Genomic DNA, 23,845 nt, shown 5'->3' with positions numbered 1-23,845 from the left:
GGTTTTTTTGTTGATACGGTTTGGCTTGGGCGATCAGAGCATGCGCTGGAGGGCGCGGGCCAAGCGTTTGACCCCCTCTTCAATGGTCGCTTCATCGACGCAGGAGAAGCTCAGGCGCAGGGTGTTCTTGATCTCGGGGCGCACGTAGAAGGGGGCGCCGGGTACGAAGGCCACCTTCTCCTTGATCGCCTCGTCAAACAGCGCCATGGCACTGATGTGGGAAGGCAGGGTCAGCCAGAGGAACATACCCCCTTCCGGTCTGGTGTAGCTGACACCGGGCGGGCAGTGACGGGCCAACGCGGCCTCCATGGCAGCGCGCTGGCGGCCATAGACCTCCTTGATCTTCTCCAAGTGAGCGTCGAGGGAGTTGTCGGTCAGGAAGCGGTGCAGCACCTGCTGGCTGAAGGCGTTGCTGTGCAGATCGGTGGCCTGCTTGGCGATGGTCACCTTCTTGCGCAGCCACTCCGGCATCACCATCCAGCCCAGCCGGAAGGCGGGCACCACGGTTTTCGAGAAAGAGCCGAGCAGCACGGTATTGTTTGGCGCCAGCTTGGCAATGGGGGGCAGATGCTCGCCCTCGAAACGCAGCTCGCCGTAGGGATCATCTTCCACCATCAACAGCTCGTGGCGCACCAGTCGCTCGGCCAGTGCCTCGCGGTTAGCGCGGCTGTAGGAGACTCCGCTCGGGTTCTGGAAGTTGGGCACGCCGTAGAGCAGCTTGGCATTGGAGCCGCTTGCCAGCAGCGCATCCAGCGCCGCCAGATCCAGACCCTCTTCTTCAAGGGTGATCGGCTTGAAGGTGGGCTGGTAGACAGAAAAAGCCTGAATGGCGCCAAGGTAACCCGGCTCTTCGATGATGAGATCCTGACCCTCGTCGATCAGCACCTTGCCCAGCAGATCCAGCGCCTGCTGGGAGCCGCTGGTGATGAGGATGTTGTCCGGATTGACCTGCATGCCGTGGCGGGCCAGATAGCGGTCGGCAATATATTGGCGCAGCGGGGCGAAGCCTTCGGTCGCCGCATATTGCAGGGCGGCAGCCCCTTGCTCGCGCAGCACATCCTGACAGGCCTGATCGATCGCCTTGACCGGAAACAGGTGGGGATTGGGCAGGCCACCGGCGAAGGAGATGATCTCCGGATTGGCGGCAACTTTGAGGATTTCACGGATAAAGGAAGGTTCAACCTTCTCGAAGCGCTGGGCAAAAAACGGCTGCATAGACAATTCTCTCGGCATGTGGGCGGTCGCTCCATTCGACCGCCAGGTTATCCGTTTGTATCAGATTTCAGAAATGAGGCAATGATTGTCACAAAAATCGCCAAAAAAGGGCTGGAACGACTCTACTGCGGATTATATTGGACGGTTAGTCGGTGTGGCGATGCCAGTGAGGTAGCTGGGAAGTGGATGGCCGGAATATTTGTTGCGCGAAACACTTGCGCCTTGGGCCTATCTTGGGATAATTCGCTCCCCTGTTTTCGCGGGTCGATGAAATGCCGAGCCGCGAGCGGTCCCGCTCGGGATCGGACACAAGATGTATTACCCGGATTGATGAAATAACGAGACCATTATGCCTGTGACCCAAGATGTATTTAACGAAGACGGCAAGTTCATGCGCAAGATCCGCAGCTTTGTCCGTCGCGAAGGCCGCCTGACCAAAGGGCAGGAGAAGGCCCTGGAAGAGCTCTGGCCGGTCATGGGCATCGATTTCGAGCCAAAGCAGCTCGATCTGGTCGCACTGTTTGGTCGCGAGGCTCCTGTGGTGCTGGAGATCGGCTTTGGCATGGGCGCCTCTCTGGTTGAGATGGCCAAGAATGCCCCCGAGAAGAACTTCATCGGCATTGAAGTGCACTCCCCGGGCGTGGGCGCCTGTCTGGGTACCGCTCAGGAAGCGGGCGTCACCAATCTGAAAGTGATCTGTCACGATGCGGTCGAGGTGCTGGAGCACATGATCCCGAACGGTTCACTCTCCTGCCTGCAGCTCTTCTTCCCGGACCCCTGGCACAAGAGCCGTCACCACAAGCGTCGCATCGTGCAGCCTGCATTTGCCCAGGACATTCGCCAGAAGCTGGCCATCGGTGGCGTGTTCCACATGGCGACCGACTGGGAAAACTATGCCGAGCACATGCTGGAAGTGATGAGCGCCGCCGAGGGTTACGAGAACACCTCTGCCACCGGTAACTGGGTGCCGCGTCCGGACTGGCGTCCGCTAACCAAATTTGAACAACGTGGCCACCGTCTCGGCCACGGGGTTTGGGATCTGATTTTCAAGCGTGTCAGCTAAGCTGGCACGTCAACACACCTAGCGTATCAACTAACTTGAGGAGCTATCATGGCCAATCGTAGCCGCCGCCTGCGCAAGAAACTGCGCGTCGATGAATTCCAGGAAATGGGTTTCGACATCAGTTTCAACTTCCCGGTCGGCACTGCCGAAGAGACCATCGATGCGGTAGTCGATGCGATGATCGATGAGGTTGTTGAACCCCGTAAACTGGCTTTTGCCGGCTCCGGTCACCTGGCCTGGGAAGGGATGATCTGCACCCAGCAACTGGGCAAGTGCACCGAAGAAGACCGCGCTGCCGTCAAATCCTGGCTGGAAGGCAAGGGGATGGAAGCCGTGGTCGTTACCGAGCTGTTCGACCTCTGGTACGGTGAACCGGCCTGATACAAGGCTGCCGCATCTGGCGCCTTGTTGTGGGTAACTGAAAAATCCCGCCGATGGCGGGATTTTTGTCAGTGGGGATGGGATCTCCACCGCTGTTTTAGTCATGGAATCGCTTATTGCTTATGGTGTTGTCATCCGAATTACTGGCCAGCATCCTTGAAGAGGTGCGCCCGTTGCTGGGACAAGGCAAGGTGGCCGACTACATTCCGGCACTGGCTCAGGTGCCTGCCGATCGGCTCGGTATCGCTGTCTGTACCGTCGAGGGGGAGCTGTTCACCGCCGGTGACGCTTTTGAACCCTTCTCCATCCAGAGTATCTCCAAGGCCCTGAGCCTGACCCTGGCACTCACCCTCTATCAGGAGGAGGAGATCTGGGCCCGTGTTGGCAAGGAGCCCTCCGGCCAGCCCTTCAACTCGCTGGTTCAGCTCGAGTTCGAGCAGGGGATCCCCCGCAACCCCTTTATCAATGCCGGGGCGCTGGTGGTGAGCGATCTGCTGGAGACACGCCTCACTGCGCCCCGTCAGCGTACCCTCGAGCTGGTGCGCCGCCTTTCCGGCAATTCGGCCATCATTGCGGATCAGGTCGTCGCCCGCTCCGAATATCAGCACTCTGCCCGCAACGCCGCCATCGCCTATCTGATGAAGGCCTACGGCAACTTCGAAAACGAAGTGGACAAGGTGCTGCAAAGCTACTTCAATGCCTGTGCCATTCGCATGAGCTGCGTCGATCTGGCGCGGGCATTCATCTATCTGGCCAACCGTGGTGTGCCACTGGGCGAGAGCGTACCGCTGCTGCCCGCCCGCACCACCAAGCAGGTCAACGCCCTGCTCGCCACCTGCGGTCTCTATGATGAGGCGGGCGATTTTGCCTATCGGGTCGGCATGCCGGGCAAATCGGGTGTCGGCGGCGGTATCATCGCCCTGATCCCGGGCGAGCTCTGCGTCTGTGTCTGGTCGCCCGAGCTCAACAAAGCTGGCAACTCGCTGGCGGGGACGGCGGCGCTGGAGCTGCTGGCCGAGCGGCTGGGTCGCTCCATTTTTTAACCTTGTTCACTATGAATCGAGAAATCACCATGAAACGACATCTTCGCTTCCTGCAGGCCGCGCTGGCGACCTTACTGCTCTGGTGTGCCCTGCCCGCCGTGGCAGGGGAGTTGCCACCGCTCTCGCTGGCCGATGCCAAGGCCAAACAGGCTGTCATCCTGGATACCCGCGCCAGCTACTTCTATCAGGGGTGGCCGATGGAAGGGGAGAAGCAGGGCGGCCATGTGGCGGGCGCCGAGAACCTCTCAGCCGAGTGGAAATACAGCGATGAAGAGTGGCCAAAGGCGCTCGAGATCAAGGGTCTGAAGGCCGATCGTCCGGTTGCCCTCTACGGTGCGTCCCGCGAAGTGGCCGAGGTGGCCCGTCTGCTGCGCAAGCAGGGGATCAAGCAGCTGTTCGAGCTGCAAGGGTGGCAAGCCGCACCGCGCGAGTCGCTGGCACGCTGGCAGCAGCTGGTCTATCCGCGCTGGTTGGCGGATCTGCAAGAGGGCAAGCCGGTTGCCGCGGCGCCCAAGGGTGACTGGAAGCTGTTTGAAGTGGATTGGGGTTCACCCAAGGCCTACCTCATCAGCCACATCCCGGGGGCCGGTTATATCGATACCAACAGCCTCGAAGAGGAGCCGCTGTGGAACAAGGTCTCTGACGAAGCGCTCAAGAAGCTGCTGCTGGATAACGGCATCCGTCACGACACCACCGTCATCCTCTATGGTCGCAACACCATGGCGGCTGCCCGTGCCGCGCATCTGATGATGTATGCGGGGGTGGAAGATGTGCGCCTGCTGGACGGTGGTCTGGATGCCTGGTTTATCCAGCACCTGCGTACCGAAACCGGTCTGCCCAACAAATATGAGCCGGTGAAGGAGTTTGGCGTGGCCATTCCCGCTCACCCCGAGTACTACACCACGCTAAGTCAGGCGAAAGAGCTGCTCAAGCAGCCCGATAGCGCCCTGGTCAGCGTGCGTACCTGGGACGAGTTTGTCGGCAACACCTCTGGCTACAGCTACATCAAGCCGAAGGGCGATATCCCGGGGGCCAAGTGGGGTCACGGCGGGGTGGATGCCAACAGCATGAGCGACTTCCACAACCCGGACGGCACCATGAAGCCGGCCCGCGAGATCCTCGCCATGTGGGACCAGTGGAATATCGAGCCGACCCAGCAGGCGGCGTTCTACTGCGGTACCGGCTGGCGCGCCTCCGAGGCCTTCTTCTACGCTTGGCTGATGGACTGGAAACAGATCAGCGTCTACGACGGTGGTTGGTACGAGTGGAGTTCCGATCCCAAGAACCCGACCGTGACCGGTGAGCGTCAGCCTGCCAAGTCCTGATTACGTGCTTGCGCTGAAAAGAAGAGGCCGGACAGAGATGTCCGGCCTTTTTCATTGCGCTCGCCACCCGGCCAGATAGCGAGGCTAAGTCGCTGATTATTGACGGCGATCCCGCTTTGCTCATCCCGCCATCCCGTGCCGTGCGATTGAACTAGGCTTCAAGAAACATCCTCGTGGTGAGGATGATCGCAGAAGAGGCCGCAATGAAAAAACTGATGATGATCCTGGTGTGCGCCCTGGGGCTGGTGGCATGCAGCTCCCAATACATCATGAGCACCAAGGATGGCAAGATGATCACCACAGAGAGCAAACCCAAGCTGGACGAGAGCACCGGCATGTATCGCTATTACGATCATGAAGGGCGCGAGGTAATGATCAAGAAAGATGACGTGACCCAAATCATGGAGCGCTAAGCGCTCTCTTGCCGCAAGGGCCGCTATCTGCGGCTCTTCTCTTTTTGCCGAAAAGTCGCGCTGTTTTATCTGTTGATCCCCGCACATTCGCAGCAAATTCAGCCGTGATACAGCTTCCGTTATGGTTTAACCCTTATCATCACACTCCATTTTTTATTGGAGGTGTTATGTCCTTGATGTCTATCTGGAATTCCCGTTTTTCCGCGCGCAGCTTGCTGGGTGGTGCCTTGCTGGTGGTGGCGTCAGCCAGCCATGCCAGTGACGATCAGTTCACGCTGGGGCGGACTATTTTGCTGGGAGCCGGTGATCATGGTGCGACAATTCCTTTGGTGGTTTGCCGTCAGACCAAATATATCAAGGTGAAGGCGGAGCGTGATTTGACCCTGGATCGGGTGGTGGTGACCTATGGTGGTGATCGTACCAAGACCATTCGTTTCGATCGGGAAATGAGCAGTGATAAAGAGACCGAGTGGAAATCACTGGGCTCGCGCCGTTGTGTGAAAAAAATCGAAGTGTACGGTAATTCAGAGCGCAGCAAAGCGGGCGTAAAAGTATTCGGCCGCAAATAATTGATGCGGTTTTTCTGCGCAAACAGATGAGTTAAAAATAATGGCGAGCCGTGGCTCGCCATTATTTTTTATGGTCGGGTTCGCTATTTTTTCGGCCGAAACGGCTTGATGACAGTTTCATCGCACTCGAGATACGGCCCTTCCATCAAATCGATACAGTAGGGGATGGCGGGGAAGACTGCATCCAGACATTCGCGGATTGATTTGGGCTTGCCCGGCAGATTGACGATCAGGGTATCGTCGCGCAGCCCGGCAGTCTGGCGCGACAGAATGGCAGTCGGCACAAACTTGAGGGATTCGGCCCGCATCAGCTCGCCAAAGCCCGGCATCATGCGATCACATACCGCCTCGGTCGCTTCCGGCGTGACATCCCGCTTGGCCGGACCGGTGCCGCCTGTGGTGACGATAAGGCAACACTGCTCCTCATCCGCCAGCCGGATCAGGGTCGCTTCAATCTGCTCCTGCTCATCGGGGATCACCTGATAGACAGGTTCCCACTCCGAGGTCAGATAGGCGTTCAGGGTGTCGATGATGGCCTTGCCGGAGAGGTCTTCATAGATGCCCGCGCTGGCGCGATCGCTGACGGTGACGATACCGATTTTTGCCTTGCTCATGGTCTGCTCTTGAATGTCCGATAAAAGTGGCAATTAAAATAACATAATCAGTGAGATATGTTAAACCGTCAGGAGATGACGCGGGTCGGTGAGGGAAGAATAAAGTGTCGAATGAAGCAAAATAAGGCCACCCGGATTTTTATTTGCAATAAAAAACAGAAAATCACAACCTAAAATGTATAAGTGTTTTATCTCGCCTGAATTAAAAACAATCGCTTGTTTCCAAACACAATTAAAATAGATAGACACCCTCGTAGTGACCATTATCCGGTTTAGTCGCCAGTGGATGGATTGAACCCTTTTTAGCCGCGTCGTATATACAGATTTATATGGCTGGGACGTGATGGTGTGGTACCGCAGTGTGTTGCCAGCAATAGTCGCCAAGGAGGGCATATGGAGTTGCCTGATTTTGACACCCTGAAGGAGTTGGCTGCGAGTGAGCCCTCCCGGCTGGATGCGATTCTGGAGCAGCAGATCGACCAGTTGATGGCCCGTGCGAGCCCCGATCAGCAGCGCCGTCTGCGCGGGTTGCAGTTCAAGATTGATGGTCAGCGCCGGCTGGCGAAAAACAATCTTGATAGCTGTATCCGGATTACCAACATGATGCGGGAATCTTTTTATTTGATGCGCAGCGAAATGAGCCAGTTCAGAGAAGAGGGGGACCCTCCGCCTGAAAGCGATGGCAGTGGTAAAATAATCCATCTGGCGGACTATCGACGTCGCAAATAATCTGCAATAACCCCCTTGAATGATATTTCAGCCAAATCGGTGAGGCCATGATAAAGGGAATTGCTGGCGACCTGATTGTTATGGTTTTTAATGTTAGTCGTAATGTATTTGTGATGTAACCTCTTTTATCCTTCTTGTAATAACTAATTAGTCAGGTTGTGATAGGGGTGGATGAATAACAGTAAAAGTTAGGCTAATATGGCCGAAATTTTTATTGCTACGACTCGAAGGGATTATGAGAAGTATCACACCAAGACGGGTGTTGTCGCGGGAGCAACAGACAGAGATCACCCGCATTATCGTCAAGGTGGGTCAGATGTTGGCCCAGTTCGGGGCGGAGAGCCGGATCATCGAGCAGACCACGGTGCGGCTGGGGATGGCGCTGGGGCTGGAGAGTGTCGAGATGGCCATCTCTTCCAGTGCCATTGTGCTCACCAGCCTCTATCAGGGGGGTTGCGTCACCACTACCCGGCGAGTACGCGAACATGGCATCAATATGCAGGTGGTGTGCGAGATCCAGCGGATCTGCATCATGGCGGAAAAAGAGCTGATCGGTGCCCGTGAAGTGCGCCAGCGCCTCGAAGCCATCGTCCCCTTCCACTATCACCCCTGGCTGGTGGTCCCCATGGTGGGGCTCTCCTGTGGTGCCTTTAGCCTGCTGTTTGGCGGAGACTGGCCCATCTTCCTGGTGACCTGTTTCTCGTCTGCCGTGGCGATGCGGGTGCGCCAGCTGATGGCCCGCCATCACCACAGCCCGCTCATCAACTTTGCCGCCACCGGCTTTATTGCCACCTTGCTCTCCTCCAGCGCCACCTTCTTCAACTGGGGTGACCAGCCCTATCTCGCCATGGCGGCCAGCGTGCTGCTGCTGGTGCCGGGCTTTCCGCTGATCAATGCGGTCTCCGACATGGTGAAGGGCTACTTCAACATGGGCTTGGCCCGCTGGGGGACTGCGACCCTGCTGACCATCAGCGCCGCCATAGGTATCATTTTGGCCATGTCGGTCACCGGGATCTGGGGGTGGAAAGTATGATGGATTTGCTCTGGCTACTGGCCAAGGATGCCTTCTGGTCCTCCATCCCGGCGGTGGGGTTTGCCATGCTGTTCAACGTGCCACCACGGATGCTGAAGTATTGCGCCATGGGCGGCGCGCTGGCCCACAGCCTGCGTACCTTGCTGATCCACTATGGTATGCCCATCGAGTGGGCGACGCTGGCGGCGGCGACCACGGTCGGCTTTGTCTGCGTCTACTGGTCTCGCCGTCTGCTGGCGCCTCGTCCGGTGTTCAGCGTTGCCTCCATCATTCCGATGATCCCGGGCAGTTATGCGTTCAAGACCATGATTGCGGTGGTAGAGCTCAACATCAACGGCGTGACCATGGAGTTGATCCAGAGTGCGGTGGAGAACGGCCTCAAGGCGCTCTTTATCGTCGGTGCCCTCAGTTTCGGTTTGGCGATCCCCTCTCTGGTCGTGTACCGTAACCGCCCCATAATCTGACAGACGGTGAGAGGCCCCATGAAGATTTCCATGATTGCCGCCATGGCCCACGACAGGGTGATCGGCAAGGACAACCAGATGCCCTGGCATCTGCCTGCCGATCTGGCTCACTTCAAGCGTGTCACCCTTGGCAAACCGGTATTGATGGGGCGCAAAACCTTTGAATCCATCGGTCGACCGCTACCCGGACGGCGCAATCTGGTGATCAGCCGCAATCCCGGCTATCAGGCCGAGGGCATTGAGGTGGTGGGCTCCGTCGAGGCGGCGCTGGCTCTGTTGGCAGGCAGCTTGGTGGAGGAGTTGATGGTGATCGGTGGTGGTCATCTCTATGCCGAGATGTTGCCGAGCGCGGATTGCCTCTATCTGACGCAAATCGATCTGGCGGTGGAGGGGGATACCCGTTTCCCCGCTTTTGACGATGGCCACTGGCAACGCGTTGATTGCGAGAGCCACCCTGCCGATGAGAAGAACCCGCACCCCTATAGCTTCGAGACCTGGCAGCGCCGCTGACGGACGAATGCTAATGGGCAAATAACAACAAGGGCATCTTCGGATGCCCTTGTTGTTTTGTTGGGTTTTCAAGACGGGATTAGATGCCTGAGCCGTCGTTCTCGCCATTTTCCTCGTGCAAACCGCACTCGCGCTTGAGGCCGAAGAAGCGGGTCTGCTCCTCGCTCATGCCCGGCTCCCACTTGGCGGTGGTGTGGACATCGCCCACCGAGAGATAACCCTGCTCCCACAGCGGGTGGTAGGGGAGGTCGAACTCCTTGAAGTAGTAGAAGACATCCTTGTTGCTCCAGTCGATCACCGGCAGGAACTTGAAGCGGCCGCGCTGGATGCCGAGCACCGGCAGCTTGCCACGGCTGCCGGACTGCTCCCGGCGCAGGCCGGAGAACCAGGTCTGGGCCCCCAGCTCACGCAGGGCGCGGTCCATCGGCTCCACCTTGTTGAGCTGGTTGTAGCGGGTGATCCCCTCAACCCCCTGCTCCCACAAGAGACCAAATCGCGCCTCCTGCCAGGCCGGGCTGAGCTCGGCCCGGTAGATCTTCAGGTTGAGCGCGAGGCGCTCGGTCAGCTCGTCGATGAAACGGTAGGTTTCGGGGAAGAGATAACCGGTATCGGTCAGCACCACGGGCACGTCGGCCCGCTCGCGGCTTACCAGATGGAGCATCAGCGCCGCCTGAATGCCGAAACTGGATGAGAGCACATGCTCCCCCGGCAGATTGGCCAGGGCCCAGCACACCCGCTCGGGGGCGCTCATAGTATCCAGCTCCCGGTTGAGGGGCACCAGTGCCTCGACTTGCTCCTCACGGCCGAGGGCCAGCAGTGCCTGCAGGTCAAGGCGGCCATCTTCAGTGACATTAAGCGGCATAGAAGTCCCTCGCAGAATCGATAACGGGGGCAATTACCCCAACCCGGATCACGAAGTCGCCGAAGCACTCACCCTGATTGCGCTCGGTGGCCCAGCGGCCGATCAACGCGTCGAGTTCGGCCAAAATCTGCGGCTCGGTGATGTTCTCCTGATAGAGGCGCGGAATGCGGGTGCCTTCCAGGTTGCCCCCCAGATGGAGGTTGTAGCGGCCAGGCGCCTTGCCCACCAGACCCACTTCCGCCAGCATGGCGCGGCCGCAGCCGTTGGGGCAACCGGTGACACGGAAGATGATGGCGTCATCCGCCAGCCCGTGCTTGGTGAGCAAGCCCTCGATGTCGGTGACAAACTCCGGCAGCATGCGTTCGGCCTCGGCCATCGCCAGCGGGCAGGTGGGCAGGGCCACGCAGGCCATGGACTGCTTGCGCTGCTCGCTTACGCCGTCATCCAGCAGGCCGTATTGGCGTGCCAGCCCTTCGATGCGGGCCTTCTCGCTGGCAGGCACCCCGGCGATGATGAGGTTCTGGTTGGCGGTCAGGCGAAAATCCCCCTGATGCACCTTGGCGATCTCCAGCATGCCGGTTTTGAGCGGCTTGCCCGGGAAGTCCAGCAGGCGGCCATTCTCGATAAACAGGGTGAGGTGATGCTTGCCGTCGATCCCCTCGACCCAACCGAAGCGATCGCCACGGCTGGTGAACTTATAGGGGCGAACCGGCCCGAACTGGATGCCAGCGCGGCTCTCTACCTCGGCCTTGAAGGCTTCGACGCCAACCCGTTCAAGGGTGTACTTGGTCTTGGCGTTCTTGCGGTTGACCCGGTTGCCCCAGTCGCGCTGGGTGCTGACGACGGCGGCCGCCACCTCCAGCACGTGAGAGAGCGGAATAAAGCCAAAGTCGCTCGCCTTGCGCGGGTAGGTGCTGGTGTCGCCGTGGGTCATGGCCAGACCCCCGCCCACCAGCACGTTGAAGCCCACCAGCTTGCCACCTTCGGCAATCGCCACGAAGTTGAGATCGTTGGCGTGGATATCCACGTCGTTGTGGGGCGGGATCACCACAGTGGTCTTGAATTTGCGCGGCAGGTAGTTGGAACCCAGGATCGGCTCCTCATCCTGCCCCAGTTTTTCACCGTCCAGCCAGATTTCCACGTAGGCGCGGGTCTTGGGCAGCAGGTGCTCGGAGATCTTCTTGGCCCACTCGTAGGCCTCCTGATGCAGCTCTGACTCCACCGGGTTGCTGGTGCAGAGCACGTTGCGGTTCACGTCGCCAGCGGTGGCGATGGAATCGATGCCGGTGCTGTTGAGGGTCTGGTGCATCAGCTTGATGTCGCGCTTTAATACCCCGTGGAACTGGAAGGTCTGACGGGTGGTCAGGCGGATGCTGCCGTAGAGGCTGTGTTCTTCGGCAAACTTGTCGATGATCTGCCACTGGGTCGGGGTGATGATCCCACCCGGCAGGCGGGCACGCAGCATGACGTTGTGCAGCGGCTCCAGCTTCTGGGCAGCGCGCTCCGGGCGGATGTCGCGGTCATCCTGCTGGTACATGCCGTGAAAGCGGATCAGCTGGAAGTTGTCGCCGTTGAACCCCCCGGTGAGCGGGTCCTGCAGATCCTGCTCTATGGTGCCACGCAGGAAGTTGCTCTCGCGCTTGAGGCGCTCGTTGTCGGCCAGCGGCCCTTCGACCGGTCCCGCTTTTGGGTGAGAAAGAGGTTGTTTGCTCATCAATAGACATCCCTTTGATAACGTTTGGCACGACGCAATTCGCTCAAATACTCTTCTGCTTCCTCACGGCTCTTGTGGCCGTGTTCGGCAATCACTTCCAGCAGGGCCTCCTGCACATCCTTGGCCATCTTGTTGGCGTCGCCACACACATAGAAGTGAGCGCCTGCTTCCAGCCACTGGTAGAGCTCAAGCCCGGCCTCACGCAGACGGTCCTGCACATAGATCTTGTTGGCCTGATCCCGGCTGAAGGCCAGGGAGATCTTCGACAGCAGCCCCGATTTCACATAACGCTGCCACTCCACCTGATAGAGGAAATCCTGGGTAAAGTGGGGGTTGCCGAAGAAGAGCCAGTTCTTGCCCTCGGCCCCCTGGGCTTCCCGTTCCTGCATAAAGGCGCGGAACGGGGCGATGCCGGTGCCCGGGCCCACCATGATGACGGGGGTGTCGGGGTTTTGCGGCAGGCGGAAGTTGTCGTTGTGCTCCACGAATACCCGCACCTCGCCATCCTCAATCAGCCGATCCGCCAGATAGGAGGAGGCGGCACCAGAGCGCACAGTGCCATCTTCCTGTGGGTAGCGCACCACGCCGACGGTCAGGTGCACCTCCTCTTCCACCTCGCTTTGGGCGGAGGCGATGGAGTAGAGGCGCGGGGTGAGGGGGCGCAGCAGGCCAACCAGCTGCTCGGCAGTGAGCGCGGTCGGGAAGCGTTTCAGCACATCCACCACCTGAGCGGAGGCCACCAGTGCATTGACCTGGGCCTTGTCACCGGCCAAGTCTTTCAGCGCTGCGTTGTCCGATATGTCAGCGAGTCCTGTGATAAAGCCGCCGTGCAGCCGGGTCAGTTCGAAGTGACCGGTCAGTGCGGCGAGCAAGGTGCCGTGGGCCGTGGCTTCATCGCCGGATAGGCTGGTCAGGGCCAGCACTTCGCCCACCAGTTCGGCGTCGTTGTCGAACCAGACACCGAGGGCATCTCCCGGCTGATAGGTGAGGCCGGAGTCGGCCAGATTGATCTCGATATGGCGGATATCCTTGGTGGAATCTCGGCCAGTGATCTTCTGATTGACCGACAGGCGTGCAGGGAAGGGGTTCTCCTTGCTGTATTGGCTGTGGCCAACCGCCTGCTGCACCGCGCTTGCTACGCTGCTGCTGGCCGCTCCGGTAGAGAGGGTTGCGGTGATGGCGTTGAGTGCCTGTTCGCCCCACGCCTTGGCTGCATCCTGATAATCCACATCGAGGCTGGCGAGCTCATAAATCCGCTCGGCTCCAGCGGTGGCGAGGAAGTTGTCAAAATCTTTGCCGGTCTGGCAGAAAAATTCGTAGGAGCTGTCACCCAGCCCCAGCACCGCGAACTTGAGGCCGTCCAGCTTGCCAATCTTGCCTTTTTTAAGCTGCTCGAACAGATCGACGGCGCTCTCCGGCGGTTCACCCTCCCCGTAAGTGCTCACTACCACCAGCAGGTGGCTCTCTTTCTTGAGCTGCTTGGGTTTGTAGTCGGCCATCGATGCTAGGGTGACGGGGAGGCCGCGGGCCTCTGCCTGCGCCTTGATGGCAGTGGCGACCCCTTTGGCGTTGCCGGTCTGGGAGCCGTAGAGAATGGTCAGGCTGCCGCTGGGCGCAGCCACGGCGGCGCTGGTTGCAACGCCTTGGTGACCGCTCTGGGAGAGGCCGTAGAGATATCCGCTCACCCAAGCCAGTTGCTGGGTATTGAGGGTCGAGAGTACCTGACCCAGCTGACGTTGTTGCTCGTCAGAGAGGGGGGAGAGGTTGAATGGGGAATCCTTCAATTGCATCACACGCGTCTTCCATGGTCTGATTTTTGGCCAGATTAAAGGGCGTGTTGGATAACAACAAAGAATAAAAATATCTTCTTTATTCCATTATTGAATTTATAAAGTGATTTGGCGGTAAAGAAGATAGAAAAACGCCCCGCTGTTGCGGGGCGTTTTCAAGCTATCGCGCTCGGGATGGATCCCGGCGGGCATGAACCTTATTTCTGCGGACGCAGGGCCGGGAACAGGATTACGTCACGGATAGTGTGGCTGTTGGTGAACAGCATCACCAGACGGTCGATACCGATACCCTGACCGGCAGTCGGCGGCAGGCCGTGTTCCAGCGCGGTGACGAAGTCGGCGTCGTAGAACATGGCTTCGTCGTCGCCAGCTTCTTTCTGATCAACCTGATCCTGGAAGCGCTTGGCCTGGTCTTCTGCATCGTTCAGCTCGGAGAAGCCGTTGGCCAGCTCGCGGCCACCGATGAAGAATTCGAAGCGGTCGGTTACATCCGGGTTCACGTCGTTGCGACGGGCCAGCGGAGAAACGGCAGCCGGGTACTCGGTGATAAAGGTCGGTTGCAGCAGCATGTGCTCCACGGTCTCTTCGAAGATCGCGGTGATCACGTGGCCCAGCTCCCAACCCTTCATCAGCTCGATATGCAGACGCTTGGCAACAGCCTTGGCGCTCTCGAGGGTAGCCAGATCGTCCAAGGTTACATCCGGGTTGAACTTCAGGATGGACTCGACCATGGTGAGGCGCTGGAACGGCTGACCGAAATCGATGGTCAGGCCCTCTTCGCCCTCTTTGGCGTAACGGATCTTGGTGTCGCCCAGAATGTCCTGCGCCAGGGTGCGCAGCAGCTCTTCGGTCAGGTCCATCAGATCGATGTAGTCGGCGTAGGCCATGTAGAACTCGATCATGGTGAACTCGGGGTTGTGACGAACCGAGATACCTTCGTTACGGAAGTTGCGGTTGATCTCGTAGACACGCTCGAAGCCACCGACCACCAGACGCTTCAGATAGAGCTCCGGAGCGATACGCAGGTACATGTCGATGTCCAGCGCATTGTGGTGAGTGACGAACGGACGCGCGGAGGCACCACCCGGGATGACTTGCATCATCGGGGTTTCCACTTCCATGAAGCGCTTTTCGTTGAAGAACTTGCGGATACCGGCAACCACCTGGGTGCGGATCATGAAGGTCTTGCGGGACTCTTCGTTGGCGATCAGATCCAGGTAGCGCTGGCGGCAGCGAGCTTCCTGGTCGGTCAGGCCTTTGTGCTTCTCGGGCAGCGGACGCAGCGCCTTGGTCAGCAGGCGGATATCGGAAACGTGAACGGAGAGCTCACCGGTCTGGGTCTTGAACAGGGTACCTTCGACACCCACGATGTCGCCCAGATCCCACTTCTTGAACTGCTCGTTGTAGAAACCTTCCGGCAGGTCGTCACGGGTGACGTAGACCTGGATCTTGCCGGCCATGTCCTGCAGGGTGGCGAAAGAAGCCTTGCCCATGATCCGGCGGGTCATGATGCGACCGGCAATCTTCACCCGTTTACCCAGGCTCGTCAGCTCCTCGGCGCTTTTGTCGTCGAACTCTGCGTGCAGATCGCCAGAGAGGCTGTCGCGACGGAAGTCGTTGGGGAAAGGATTACCCTGGGCGCGCAGGGCGGCCAGCTTGGAACGACGCTCGGTCATCTCGTTGTTGAGTTCGAGAGTTTGGTCGACTTCCGGAGTGATGGTTTGTTCAGACATGGTGATTCCTGCTTGTTTACAGACCTGATTTCAGGCTGGCTTCGATAAACTTGTCCAAGTCACCGTCGAGCACCGATTGGGTATTACGGGTTTCGACGCCGGTGCGCAGATCCTTGATACGGGAGTCATCCAGCACATAGGAACGGATCTGGCTGCCCCAACCGATATCAGACTTGGTCTCTTCCAGGGCTTGTTTCTCAGCGTTCTGCTTCTGAATTTCCAGCTCGTAGAGCTTGGCTTTCAGTTGCTTCATACACTGGTCTTTGTTTTTGTGCTGGGAACGGTCGTTCTGGCACTGTACCACGACACCGGTCGGAACGTGGGTAATACGCACCGCGGATTCGGTTCGGTTAACGTGCTGACCACCGGCACCGGAGGCGCGGTAGACGTCGATCCGCAGATCCGCCGGGTTGATCTCGATATCGATATCGTCGTCGATCTCGGGGTAGACGAACACAGAACAGAAGGAGGTGTGACGGCGGCCACCGGAATCGAACGGGGACTTGCGAACCAGACGGTGCACGCCGGTTTCGGTACGCAGCCAGCCGAACGCATATTCGCCGGTGAACTTGATGGTGGCGGACTTGATGCCAGCCACGTCGCCTTCGGAGCATTCAATCAGCTCGGGCTTGTAGCCGTGGGCATCGCCCCAGCGCAGGTACATGCGCAGTACCATGTTGGCCCAATCCTGTGCTTCGGTACCACCGGAGCCGGATTGAATATCGATATAGCAGTCGGAGCCGTCGTGCTGACCGGAGAACATGCGGCGGAATTCGAGATCCACCAGCTTGGCTTCCAGCTGTTCGGATTCGGCGATGGCTTCGTTGAAGGTCTCTTCGTCTTCCCCTTCCACGGCCAGGCTCACCAGCATCTCGACGTCATCCACGCCCTGGGTCAGGGTGTCGATGGTGCCGACCACGTTTTCCAGCGCGACGCGCTCTTTGCCCAGCGCCTGTGCGCGCTCGGGTTCATTCCATACGTCCGGCTGTTCCAGCTCGGCGTTGACCTCTTCTAGACGCTCTTTCTTGGCGTCATAGTCAAAGGTACCCCCTAAGAAGCTCGGTCCGCTCAGACAGCTCCTTAAGTTTATTTAATACGGGATTAACTTCGAACATCGTGAAAACTCTCAGGGTCGATGTGATTTAAAAACGGGATATTCTAGCCAATTGTGGAAGGAATAAACAGGGTTGCCTTGGCTTGTGCGGCTCATGCCGTCAATTTCTGGTGCACTTTTCTCCACCTCGGTAGAAAATATCGCCCGCAGACCCATTTTCAGGTTCAGTTTTGGCCATTCGGGTCGCTAATGACTACGTGTAGTGTTGTGCACTTTTAGGGAAAAACCCGCTCCTCACCTCAATAAGAAGAACACATGATGAAAAACCTGTCACTCAAGCAGAAGATACTGTTGTCAGTGGTGATCGCCCTTTCGTTGGTGATTTTGTTGCTCTCCTGGCAGAGCTATAGCAGCCAGAAGTCCCTGTTGCTGCAAGGCAGCCAGGAGCAGTTGCAACGGCTGGGCACCCAGCATGCCGAGCGTGTCAGCGACTGGCTCGCCGCCCGTCGCGACGTGATCCAGGCGCTCGGCAACAAGGCCGGTGCCGAACCCCTCAATGCCTTGCAACAGGCACAAGTTTCCGGCCGTTTCCAGCTCACCTATTTCGGTGAGAGCAGCGGCAAGATGAATGACTCCGATCCCTCCATCAACCGCGATGGCTACGACCCGCGCTCCCGTGGCTGGTATCAGGAGGCGATGAGCAAAGGTGGCCTGATTGTCACCAAACCCTATCTCGACGTGGCTTACAACATCATGGTGGTGACCCTGGCCCAGCCGGTTTCTGGCGGGGTAGTCGGTGGTGACCTCTCCATCGCTTCGCTGGTGGAAGACGTGACCAAGATGCAGCTGCCTGCCGACGGTTTCGCCATCATGATGCACAAGGATGGCACCATCATCGCCTACAAGGATGCCGCCAAGGCGATGAAACCGGCCAGCGAGATCGACAACGATCTGACCAATGCGCTGATCGAGCAGAGCAAGTCGAGCAAGGATTTGGTACCAGCTTATTTTGACAGCGAAGGTCGCGACAAGCTGCTGTGGGCGGCTGATATCCCTGACACGGATTGGGAGCTGGTGCTGGTGCTGGACAAGGCCGCGCTGGAAGCGCCGCTCTCCTCCCTGCTGATGACCCAGCTGGGGATGGCGCTGCTGGTGCTGGTGGGCAGCATCCTCGCTATCTCCTGGCTGGTCAGCATGCTGCTTGGCCCGCTCACCAAGGTCTCCCAGGCGCTGGCCCGCATTGCCGATGGTAACGGCGATCTGACCCAGCGCATCAAGATCGACGCCAACGACGAAGTGGGCCAACTGGCCAACAGCTTCAACCGTTTCGTCGGCAGCCAGCATCAGCTGATCGGCAATATCCGTCAGCTGGCCAACGAGTTGAACGCCGATGCCGAGCGCAGTCTGGTGACCAACCAGGCAGCGGTGGACGAGCTGCAGCGTCAGCAGCAGGAGGTGACCATGGTCGCCACGGCAGTCACCGAGATGGCGAGCGCCACCATGGAGATCGCCGGCAACGCTGAGAACACCGCCGCTGCTGCCCAGCAATCTGCCCAGAGCAGTGAGCAGGGCAAGATGCTGGTCAACAAGACCCGCCAGTCCATCAATGGTCTGGCTGAAGAGGTAGGGCAGGCGACCGAGGTGATCGGCGAGCTGAGCCGTCACGCGCAGGCCATCACCAGCATTCTCTCCACCATTCAGGGGATTGCCGAGCAGACCAACTTGCTGGCGTTGAACGCGGCCATTGAAGCGGCCCGTGCCGGTGAGCAGGGTCGTGGTTTTGCGGTGGTAGCTGACGAGGTGCGGGTGCTGTCGCGCCGTACCCAGGACTCCACCCAGCAGATCCAGTCCACCATCGAGACCCTGCAACAGACCACTGCCCGCGCGGTGAGCCTGATGCAGACCAGTCAGGGGCTGGCGGACAACAGCGTGCAGGATGCCGATCAGGCGGTGCGCGCTCTGGAAGAGATCACCAGTGCCATCTCCCTCATCTCCGACATGGCGGGTCAGATCGCCACCGCCGCCGAGGAGCAGACCCAGGTGACCGGCGAGATCACCCAGAACACCACCGCCATCAAGGATGTGAGTGACGAGATCACCGCCGCCGCCATGCGCGATCTGGATCAGGCCCACAGCCTTAAAGGGCGTGCTGCTGACCTGAACCAGCAGGTGTCGACCTTTATCCTGTAAGGTGCAACTCTCGGCCTGTTCCGGCTGACATAATCAAGCCCCGTCCTCTGTCGAGCGCGGGGCTTTTTGTTGTTCGGGGGAGTGCGGGATGTGGGGATTTCGGGTTTTCTGAGTTGCTCACGGGTCACCTTGATGGCGGATACGTGTCCCGGCTCTGCCTGCGTCAGCTGGCGAGTAGAGAACAAACAAAGAGCCCACCGAAAGGTGGGCTCTGATCATATACGTCTGACGGAAAGGGAATTACAGGAATGGCATCGCCATAAACAGCTTGATCACCATGGCGTTGATGATGTCGATAAAGAAGGCACCCACCATGGGCACCACCAGAAACGCCAGGTGGGAGGGACCGAAGCGCTGGGTAATGGCCTGCATGTTGGCGATGGCTGTCGGGGTGGCCCCCAGGCCAAAGCCGCAGTGACCTGCCGCCAGCACGGCCGCATCGTAATTTTTGCCCATGACCCGGAAGGTGACGAAGATGGCGTAGAGCGCCATCGCCACGGTCTGGGCGGCCAGCAGGATGAAGATGGGCAGCGCCAGGCTGGCCAGATCCCACAGTTTCAGGCTCATCAGTGCCATGGCGAGGAACAGCGACAGGCTGACGTTGCCCAGCAGGGAGACCTCGCGATCGCTCACTTCATGCCAGTTCAGCAGGGTCAGGACGTTGCGCAGCAGCACGCCGACAAACAGCACGCAGACGAAGATCGGCAGCTCGAAGGCGCCCCCTTTGAGCGAGGCGGAGAGCAGCTCGCCGCCCTTGAGGCTGATGGCGATCAGCGCCAGCGTCTCGATGACGCTGAAAGTGGTGAGGGGGCGCTCCATGTCGGGCATTTCGAAGCCCTGGGGGGCCTCATCCTGATTGTGCTCCTCACCGGGTACCTGCACTTTCTTCACCAGATAGCGAGCCACCGGGCCGCCAATCAGGCCGCCCAGCACCAGACCGAAGGTGGCACAGGCGATGGCGAGCTCAGCGGCGGATTGCACGCCGTACTTCTCGGAGAAGGTAGCGCTCCAGGCAGCCCCGGTGCCGTGGCCGCCGGAGAGAGTGATGGAGCCTGCCAGCAGCCCCATGTGGGGATCCAGACCGAGCAGGGTAGCCAGACCGACACCCAGACTGTTTTGCACCAGCAGCAGGCCGGTGACCACCATCAGGAAGGTAACCACCGCCTTGCCGCCGCGTTTCAGGCTGGCGAGATCGGCGGAGAGACCGATGGAGGCGAAGAAGGCCAGCATCAGCGGGGTTTGCAGGCTGGTATCAAATTGCAGCTCCATCTGCAGGGTGGAGCGCAGCAGTAGCAGTACCAGCGCGACCACCAGGCCGCCGGCTACCGGTTTGGGGATGTTGAAGGTACGCAGCAGCCCGACTCGGGTAACCAACACCCGGCCAAGCAGCAATACCAGAGTGGCAGCGACCAGCGTTGCGTAGGAATCAAGTTGTAACATTCAGTACTCCCATGTTGATTGGCTGTGTCTTTCATAGCAAAAGACTTACAGATTCAGCCGGGATGAAAACAGTGTGGCTTATGTGCCAGCAAAGAAGGGGAAACATCTCCCCGCCCCAGGAAAGATGGGGCTTGTGCGGGCCTGAAATGCTCAGGCATCCAGATGAGATTTTAGTAAAATCCGGCGGATTGTAGCAAAAAGCATCGTTTAATTCCATCTTTGTCGTATTAATGCTCGTTTTAGTGGTTTATTGTGACATTTAACACTATGTAGGTAGAGGGCAGAAAAGCCGAAAAGGGTGCATGGAACGGCTGTCATTTGGGGCGCCAGTCTCTATAATTCGCCGGTTTCCGCTGCACGCAGAGGCGCTGGCGGGCGTTGACATTGTGGTTCACCCCGACATGGTTCATGTTCCGGCGGTGTTCACTTCATCAAGAGGAGAGGGTGTGAAGAAGTCTATCTACATTGCCTACACAGGCGGCACCATTGGGATGCAGCGTTCCGATCACGGCTACGTGCCGATGGCGGGCTTTATGGAAGACTGTCTGGCGCGGATGCCCGAGTTCCACCGCCCCGAGATGCCGGATTACCATATCCACGAGTATGCGCCCCTCATCGACTCCTCCGACATGACCCCGGCGGACTGGCAGCGCATCGCCGAAGACATTCGCGACAACTATGAGAAGTACGACGGCTTTGTGATCCTGCACGGCACCGACACCATGTCGTTCACCGCCTCGGCGCTCTCCTTCATGCTGGAAGATCTGCACAAGCCGGTCATCATCACCGGCTCCCAGATCCCGCTGGCCGAGTTGCGCTCCGACGGCCAGCAGAATCTGCTCAACGCCCTCTACATCGCGGCCAACTACCCGATCCACGAGGTGACGCTGTTCTTCAACAATCAGCTCTATCGCGGCAACCGTAGCAAGAAGGTGCACGCCGACGGCTTCCACGCCTTCGACTCCCCCAACTATCCGCCGCTGCTCAACGCCGGGATCGCCATCTCGCTGGAAGCGGGTGAGCTGGGCGTGCCCTCTGCGCGGCCGCTGGTGCTGCACGACATCACCCCCCAGCCCATCGGCGTGGTGACCCTCTATCCGGGGATCTCCAGCGAGGTGATCGCCAATATCCTGCAACAGCCGGTGAAGGCGCTGATCCTGCTGTCGTTCGGGGTTGGCAATGCGCCGCAGAACCCGGCCATGCTGGCGCTGCTTTCCGAGGCTTCGGCCCGCGGCGTCATCATCGTCAACCTGAGCCAGTGCCTGCACGGCAAGGTCAACATGGGTGGCTATGCCACCGGCAACGCCCTGTCGCGGGCCGGGGTGATCTCGGGCTTTGACATGACCGCCGAAGCGGCACTCACCAAGCTCCACTTCCTGCTGAGCCAGGACTTGCCCTCCCACCGCATTCGCGAGCTGATGCAGCAGTCCCTGCGCGGGGAGCTGACTCCCTGACTGGTTTCCCCCTCACCCTAACCCTCTCCCGGCGGGAGAGGGGATAGATCGGGGTGCTGTTGGCAGCGAGGCTTGCCATGAAGATCGCTGGCAGGTGGCCCGCTAACTGTCCGCAGGCTGCGAGACTGCTCCCTTCTCCCCTGGCGGGAGAAGGTGGGGATGAGGGGAATTGTCACCCTGCACAGGGAAAAACAGAGGGGAGCCATGATGGCTCCCCTCTTTGCTATCTTGCTGCCGTATAGCGGAAGGTGCGGTCTGTCTTAGTGATTGAGGTCGACCCGCACTATCTCTTCCTCATTGCGATACTGACGCTTGAGCTCGCTCTTGCTCTTCATCACGATCTCGCCGTCACGGCCGATGTTCATGTGTTCAGGATTGTCGATGTGCATCGCCTGCCAGGCCATCACGGCTTGCAGGGAGGTGGCCTTCTGCTCGTCGGTGAGGGGCTTGCCATCGGGCCACTTGCCCAGCTCGACTGCGGTTTTGAGCCGCTCATACACCTCTGCGGGCATCTGCCTGATTGCTTGCAAAAACTCACCCTGTTGAAACGACATCCGGCCTTCTCCTTGAACTATTGAGCCATAAACTGCGGGATCTGACGGGCCATGCAGGTAGACCCTATCGGTCTATGCCGGCAGATCCTGGCGAGCTGTGCAGGTAGACCCTATCGGGGTCTATGCAGGTAGATCCTGGCGGACTACGCCAGCCATCTGCTCCATCACCCGCACTACCTGACAACTGTACCCGAACTCGTTGTCATACCATACGTAGAGCACGCAGTGATCTCCCTCGGCGATGGTCGCCTGGGAGTCTACGATGCCCGCATAACGGGAGCCTACCATGTCGGAGGAGACCAGCTCGGTGCTGGCGCTGAAGTCGATCTGGCGGTGAAGGGCCGAGCTTAACGCCATCTGCTGCAGATAGGCGTTGAGGCTCTCCCGATCGGTGGCCTGCTCCAGCGACAGATTGATAATCGCCAGCGACACATTGGGGGTCGGCACCCGGATGGCGTTGCCGGTCAGCTTGCCCTTGAGCTCGGGCAGCGCCTTGGCCACCGCCTTGGCGGCGCCGGTGCTGGTCATCACCATATTGAGGGCTGCACTGCGACCGCGGCGCTCGCCTTTGTGATAGTTGTCGATGAGGTTCTGATCGTTGGTGTAGGAGTGGACCGTCTCCACGTGGCCGTGGCGGATGCCGTACCGTTCCTGCATTACCTTGAGCACCGGGGTGATGGCATTGGTGGTGCAGGAGGCGGCAGAGATGATCCTGTCATCGGGGCCTATCACCTCATGGTTGACCCCGAACACCACGTTCTTCATCTCCCCTTTGCCGGGGGCAGTCAGCAACACCTTGCCAGCACCGCGCGCCTTCAAGTGCTCGGAGAGGCCTGCCTCGTCACGCCAGACGCCGGTGTTGTCGACGATCAGCGCATCGTGAATACCGTAGGCGGTGTAGTCGATGTCGGCCGGGCTATTGGCGTAGATCACCTGAATGAAGGTGCCGTTGGCGATGATGGCGCTGCGCTCCACATCCACCTCGATGGAGCCGTTGAAGGGGCCATGCACCGAGTCGCGGCGCAGCAGGCTGGCACGTTTCTCCAGATCTCCGTCGCGACCGCCACGTACCACGATGGCGCGCAGGCGCAGCGGATTGGCGGCGCCGGTGCGCTCGATCAGCAGGCGGGCCAGCAGGCGGCCGATACGGCCAAAGCCGTAGAGCACCACGTCTGTCGGCTGCGGCATCTGGCTGCGGCCAAGGGCCGGTGCCAGTCGCGCTTGCAGATAGTCCTCGATCCCTGCCTCATCCTGATGATCCTGCCAGTAGCCGACTGCCAGCTTGCCAAGGTCAACCTCGGCGGCGGTGGGTTTGAGGGCCACGATGGCCTGAAGCAGGGGGAAGCTTTGCTGGATGGGGAGGGGGGCGCCCTGGTGGCGGCGGACGACCCGGTGGGCCTTGAGGATATCGATGGTGGAGGCGTTTTGCAGCGGGCGGCCGTAGAGAGTGATCTCGACCCCTTGTTGTCGGTAGAGGCGACCAATCAAGGGCTGCATGGCTTCGGCGAGCTCCTGGCTCTCCTGCCACGCTTGCAAGTAGTGCTCGTGGGTCATTGACCAGATCCTTTATTTCACGTTGTTGGTGTAAATAGAAAATTCGTCGAATGCAGATCAGTGTAGGGGTGTATATTTCGTTATATTATTCTGCAGTCGCGGCCTTATATGGCGCGCGCATTGTAATGGATATGTAACCGG

Annotated in this window: 22 protein-coding genes; 12 read left to right on the top strand and 10 right to left on the bottom strand. The window is 59.2% G+C overall.

Annotated features, from left to right (window positions below):
- Positions 1-33: 33 nt before the first annotated feature.
- Entirely contained in the window at positions 34-1,215 is a 1,182-nt protein-coding gene (locus AB5Y67_RS20605) for a PLP-dependent aminotransferase family protein (protein WP_199427352.1), read from the bottom strand.
- Positions 1,216-1,564: 349 nt separating this feature from the next.
- Between AB5Y67_RS20605 and trmB the strand changes: the two genes are divergently transcribed.
- The 6 genes from trmB to AB5Y67_RS20575 all read left to right on the top strand — a co-directional run bounded on the left by trmB (position 1,565) and on the right by AB5Y67_RS20575 (position 6,009).
- Positions 1,565-2,278: a tRNA (guanosine(46)-N7)-methyltransferase TrmB gene (gene trmB / locus AB5Y67_RS20600; RefSeq protein WP_005335228.1), complete on the top strand. Its 714-nt coding sequence runs from the start codon at positions 1,565-1,567 to the stop codon at positions 2,276-2,278.
- Between the two features lie 48 nt (positions 2,279-2,326).
- Complete coding sequence (locus AB5Y67_RS20595) at positions 2,327-2,659, top strand: YggL family protein (protein ID WP_005348158.1); 333 nt, start codon at positions 2,327-2,329, stop codon at positions 2,657-2,659.
- A 122-nt stretch (positions 2,660-2,781) separates the two neighbouring features.
- Positions 2,782-3,702 carry a glutaminase B gene (gene glsB, locus AB5Y67_RS20590; RefSeq protein WP_199427351.1) on the top strand — a complete coding sequence of 307 codons (921 nt, stop codon included), beginning with the start codon at positions 2,782-2,784 and terminating at the stop codon, positions 3,700-3,702.
- A gap of 29 nt (positions 3,703-3,731) precedes the next feature.
- The gene (locus AB5Y67_RS20585; protein WP_005335221.1) at positions 3,732-5,027 is read left to right on the top strand and encodes a sulfurtransferase; all 1,296 of its coding nucleotides are present in this window, start codon (positions 3,732-3,734) and stop codon (positions 5,025-5,027) included.
- A 203-nt stretch (positions 5,028-5,230) separates the two neighbouring features.
- The gene (locus tag AB5Y67_RS20580) at positions 5,231-5,440 is read left to right on the top strand and encodes a YgdI/YgdR family lipoprotein (protein WP_005335219.1); all 210 of its coding nucleotides are present in this window, start codon (positions 5,231-5,233) and stop codon (positions 5,438-5,440) included.
- Positions 5,441-5,607: 167 nt separating this feature from the next.
- On the top strand, positions 5,608-6,009 hold the full coding sequence (locus AB5Y67_RS20575; protein WP_103250950.1) for a DUF2541 family protein: 402 nt from the start codon (positions 5,608-5,610) through the stop codon (positions 6,007-6,009).
- An 83-nt stretch (positions 6,010-6,092) separates the two neighbouring features.
- Here AB5Y67_RS20575 and mog read toward each other — a convergent pair whose 3' ends face one another.
- On the bottom strand, positions 6,093-6,623 hold the full coding sequence (mog, locus tag AB5Y67_RS20570) for a molybdopterin adenylyltransferase (RefSeq protein WP_005348144.1): 531 nt from the start codon (positions 6,621-6,623) through the stop codon (positions 6,093-6,095).
- Between the two features lie 393 nt (positions 6,624-7,016).
- Between mog and AB5Y67_RS20565 the strand changes: the two genes are divergently transcribed.
- The 4 genes from AB5Y67_RS20565 (at position 7,017) to folA (ending at position 9,359) form a co-directional block, all read left to right on the top strand.
- Entirely contained in the window at positions 7,017-7,352 is a 336-nt protein-coding gene (locus AB5Y67_RS20565; protein WP_021229719.1) for a DUF3135 domain-containing protein, read from the top strand.
- A gap of 235 nt (positions 7,353-7,587) precedes the next feature.
- Positions 7,588-8,385, top strand: a complete 798-nt coding sequence (locus AB5Y67_RS20560) for a threonine/serine exporter family protein (RefSeq protein WP_005348133.1) — start codon at positions 7,588-7,590, stop codon at positions 8,383-8,385.
- Positions 8,382-8,849, top strand: a complete 468-nt coding sequence (locus AB5Y67_RS20555; RefSeq protein WP_026035076.1) for a threonine/serine exporter family protein — start codon at positions 8,382-8,384, stop codon at positions 8,847-8,849. Before AB5Y67_RS20560 ends, AB5Y67_RS20555 begins: the two co-directional genes overlap by 4 nt.
- Positions 8,850-8,867: 18 nt before the next feature.
- A complete protein-coding gene (gene folA / locus AB5Y67_RS20550; RefSeq protein ID WP_150389531.1) occupies positions 8,868-9,359 on the top strand; it encodes a type 3 dihydrofolate reductase in 492 nt (163 codons plus the stop codon).
- 79 nt (positions 9,360-9,438) lie between these two features.
- Here the strand turns inward: folA and AB5Y67_RS20545 are convergent, their stop codons facing one another.
- The 5 genes from AB5Y67_RS20545 to prfB all read right to left on the bottom strand — a co-directional run bounded on the left by AB5Y67_RS20545 (position 9,439) and on the right by prfB (position 16,573).
- Positions 9,439-10,221 carry a phosphoadenylyl-sulfate reductase gene (locus tag AB5Y67_RS20545; protein WP_150389530.1) on the bottom strand — a complete coding sequence of 261 codons (783 nt, stop codon included), beginning with the start codon at positions 10,219-10,221 and terminating at the stop codon, positions 9,439-9,441.
- Positions 10,211-11,935, bottom strand: a complete 1,725-nt coding sequence (gene cysI / locus AB5Y67_RS20540; RefSeq protein ID WP_150389529.1) for an assimilatory sulfite reductase (NADPH) hemoprotein subunit — start codon at positions 11,933-11,935, stop codon at positions 10,211-10,213. Before cysI ends, AB5Y67_RS20545 begins: the two co-directional genes overlap by 11 nt.
- Entirely contained in the window at positions 11,935-13,725 is a 1,791-nt protein-coding gene (locus AB5Y67_RS20535; RefSeq protein WP_064340790.1) for an assimilatory sulfite reductase (NADPH) flavoprotein subunit, read from the bottom strand. Before AB5Y67_RS20535 ends, cysI begins: the two co-directional genes overlap by 1 nt.
- 197 nt (positions 13,726-13,922) lie before the next feature.
- Positions 13,923-15,458, bottom strand: a complete 1,536-nt coding sequence (gene lysS / locus AB5Y67_RS20530) for a lysine--tRNA ligase (RefSeq protein ID WP_005335201.1) — start codon at positions 15,456-15,458, stop codon at positions 13,923-13,925.
- A 16-nt stretch (positions 15,459-15,474) separates the two neighbouring features.
- A protein-coding gene (prfB, locus tag AB5Y67_RS20525; protein ID WP_100645262.1) for a peptide chain release factor 2 occupies positions 15,475-16,573 on the bottom strand; the annotation gives its coding sequence in 2 pieces (ribosomal slippage) (positions 15,475-16,497 and positions 16,499-16,573; 1,098 coding nt in all).
- A gap of 257 nt (positions 16,574-16,830) precedes the next feature.
- Between prfB and AB5Y67_RS20520 the strand changes: the two genes are divergently transcribed.
- A complete protein-coding gene (locus AB5Y67_RS20520; protein ID WP_199427376.1) occupies positions 16,831-18,702 on the top strand; it encodes a methyl-accepting chemotaxis protein in 1,872 nt (623 codons plus the stop codon).
- A 240-nt stretch (positions 18,703-18,942) separates the two neighbouring features.
- On the opposite strand, the gene gltS is transcribed toward AB5Y67_RS20520, so the two are convergent.
- Complete coding sequence (gene gltS / locus AB5Y67_RS20515; RefSeq protein ID WP_005348115.1) at positions 18,943-20,142, bottom strand: sodium/glutamate symporter; 1,200 nt, start codon at positions 20,140-20,142, stop codon at positions 18,943-18,945.
- Between the two features lie 446 nt (positions 20,143-20,588).
- Here gltS and ansA point away from each other — a divergent pair, with 446 nt between their 5' ends.
- Complete coding sequence (gene ansA / locus AB5Y67_RS20510) at positions 20,589-21,596, top strand: asparaginase (protein ID WP_042054747.1); 1,008 nt, start codon at positions 20,589-20,591, stop codon at positions 21,594-21,596.
- Between the two features lie 260 nt (positions 21,597-21,856).
- Here the strand turns inward: ansA and AB5Y67_RS20505 are convergent, their stop codons facing one another.
- Together AB5Y67_RS20505 and AB5Y67_RS20500 are read right to left on the bottom strand one after the other, a co-directional pair.
- A complete protein-coding gene (locus AB5Y67_RS20505) occupies positions 21,857-22,150 on the bottom strand; it encodes a YeaC family protein (RefSeq protein ID WP_199427349.1) in 294 nt (97 codons plus the stop codon).
- Between the two features lie 120 nt (positions 22,151-22,270).
- Positions 22,271-23,704: a glyceraldehyde-3-phosphate dehydrogenase gene (locus AB5Y67_RS20500; protein WP_043822179.1), complete on the bottom strand. Its 1,434-nt coding sequence runs from the start codon at positions 23,702-23,704 to the stop codon at positions 22,271-22,273.
- Positions 23,705-23,845: the final 141 nt, after the last annotated feature.

The sequence above is a fragment of the Aeromonas sp. s12 genome (assembly GCF_040907925.1).
Classification (GTDB): Bacteria; Pseudomonadota; Gammaproteobacteria; order Enterobacterales; family Aeromonadaceae; genus Aeromonas; species Aeromonas veronii.
The sequence above is the reverse complement of the archived record's forward strand: the minus strand, read 5'-3'. Positions and strand labels throughout refer to the sequence as shown.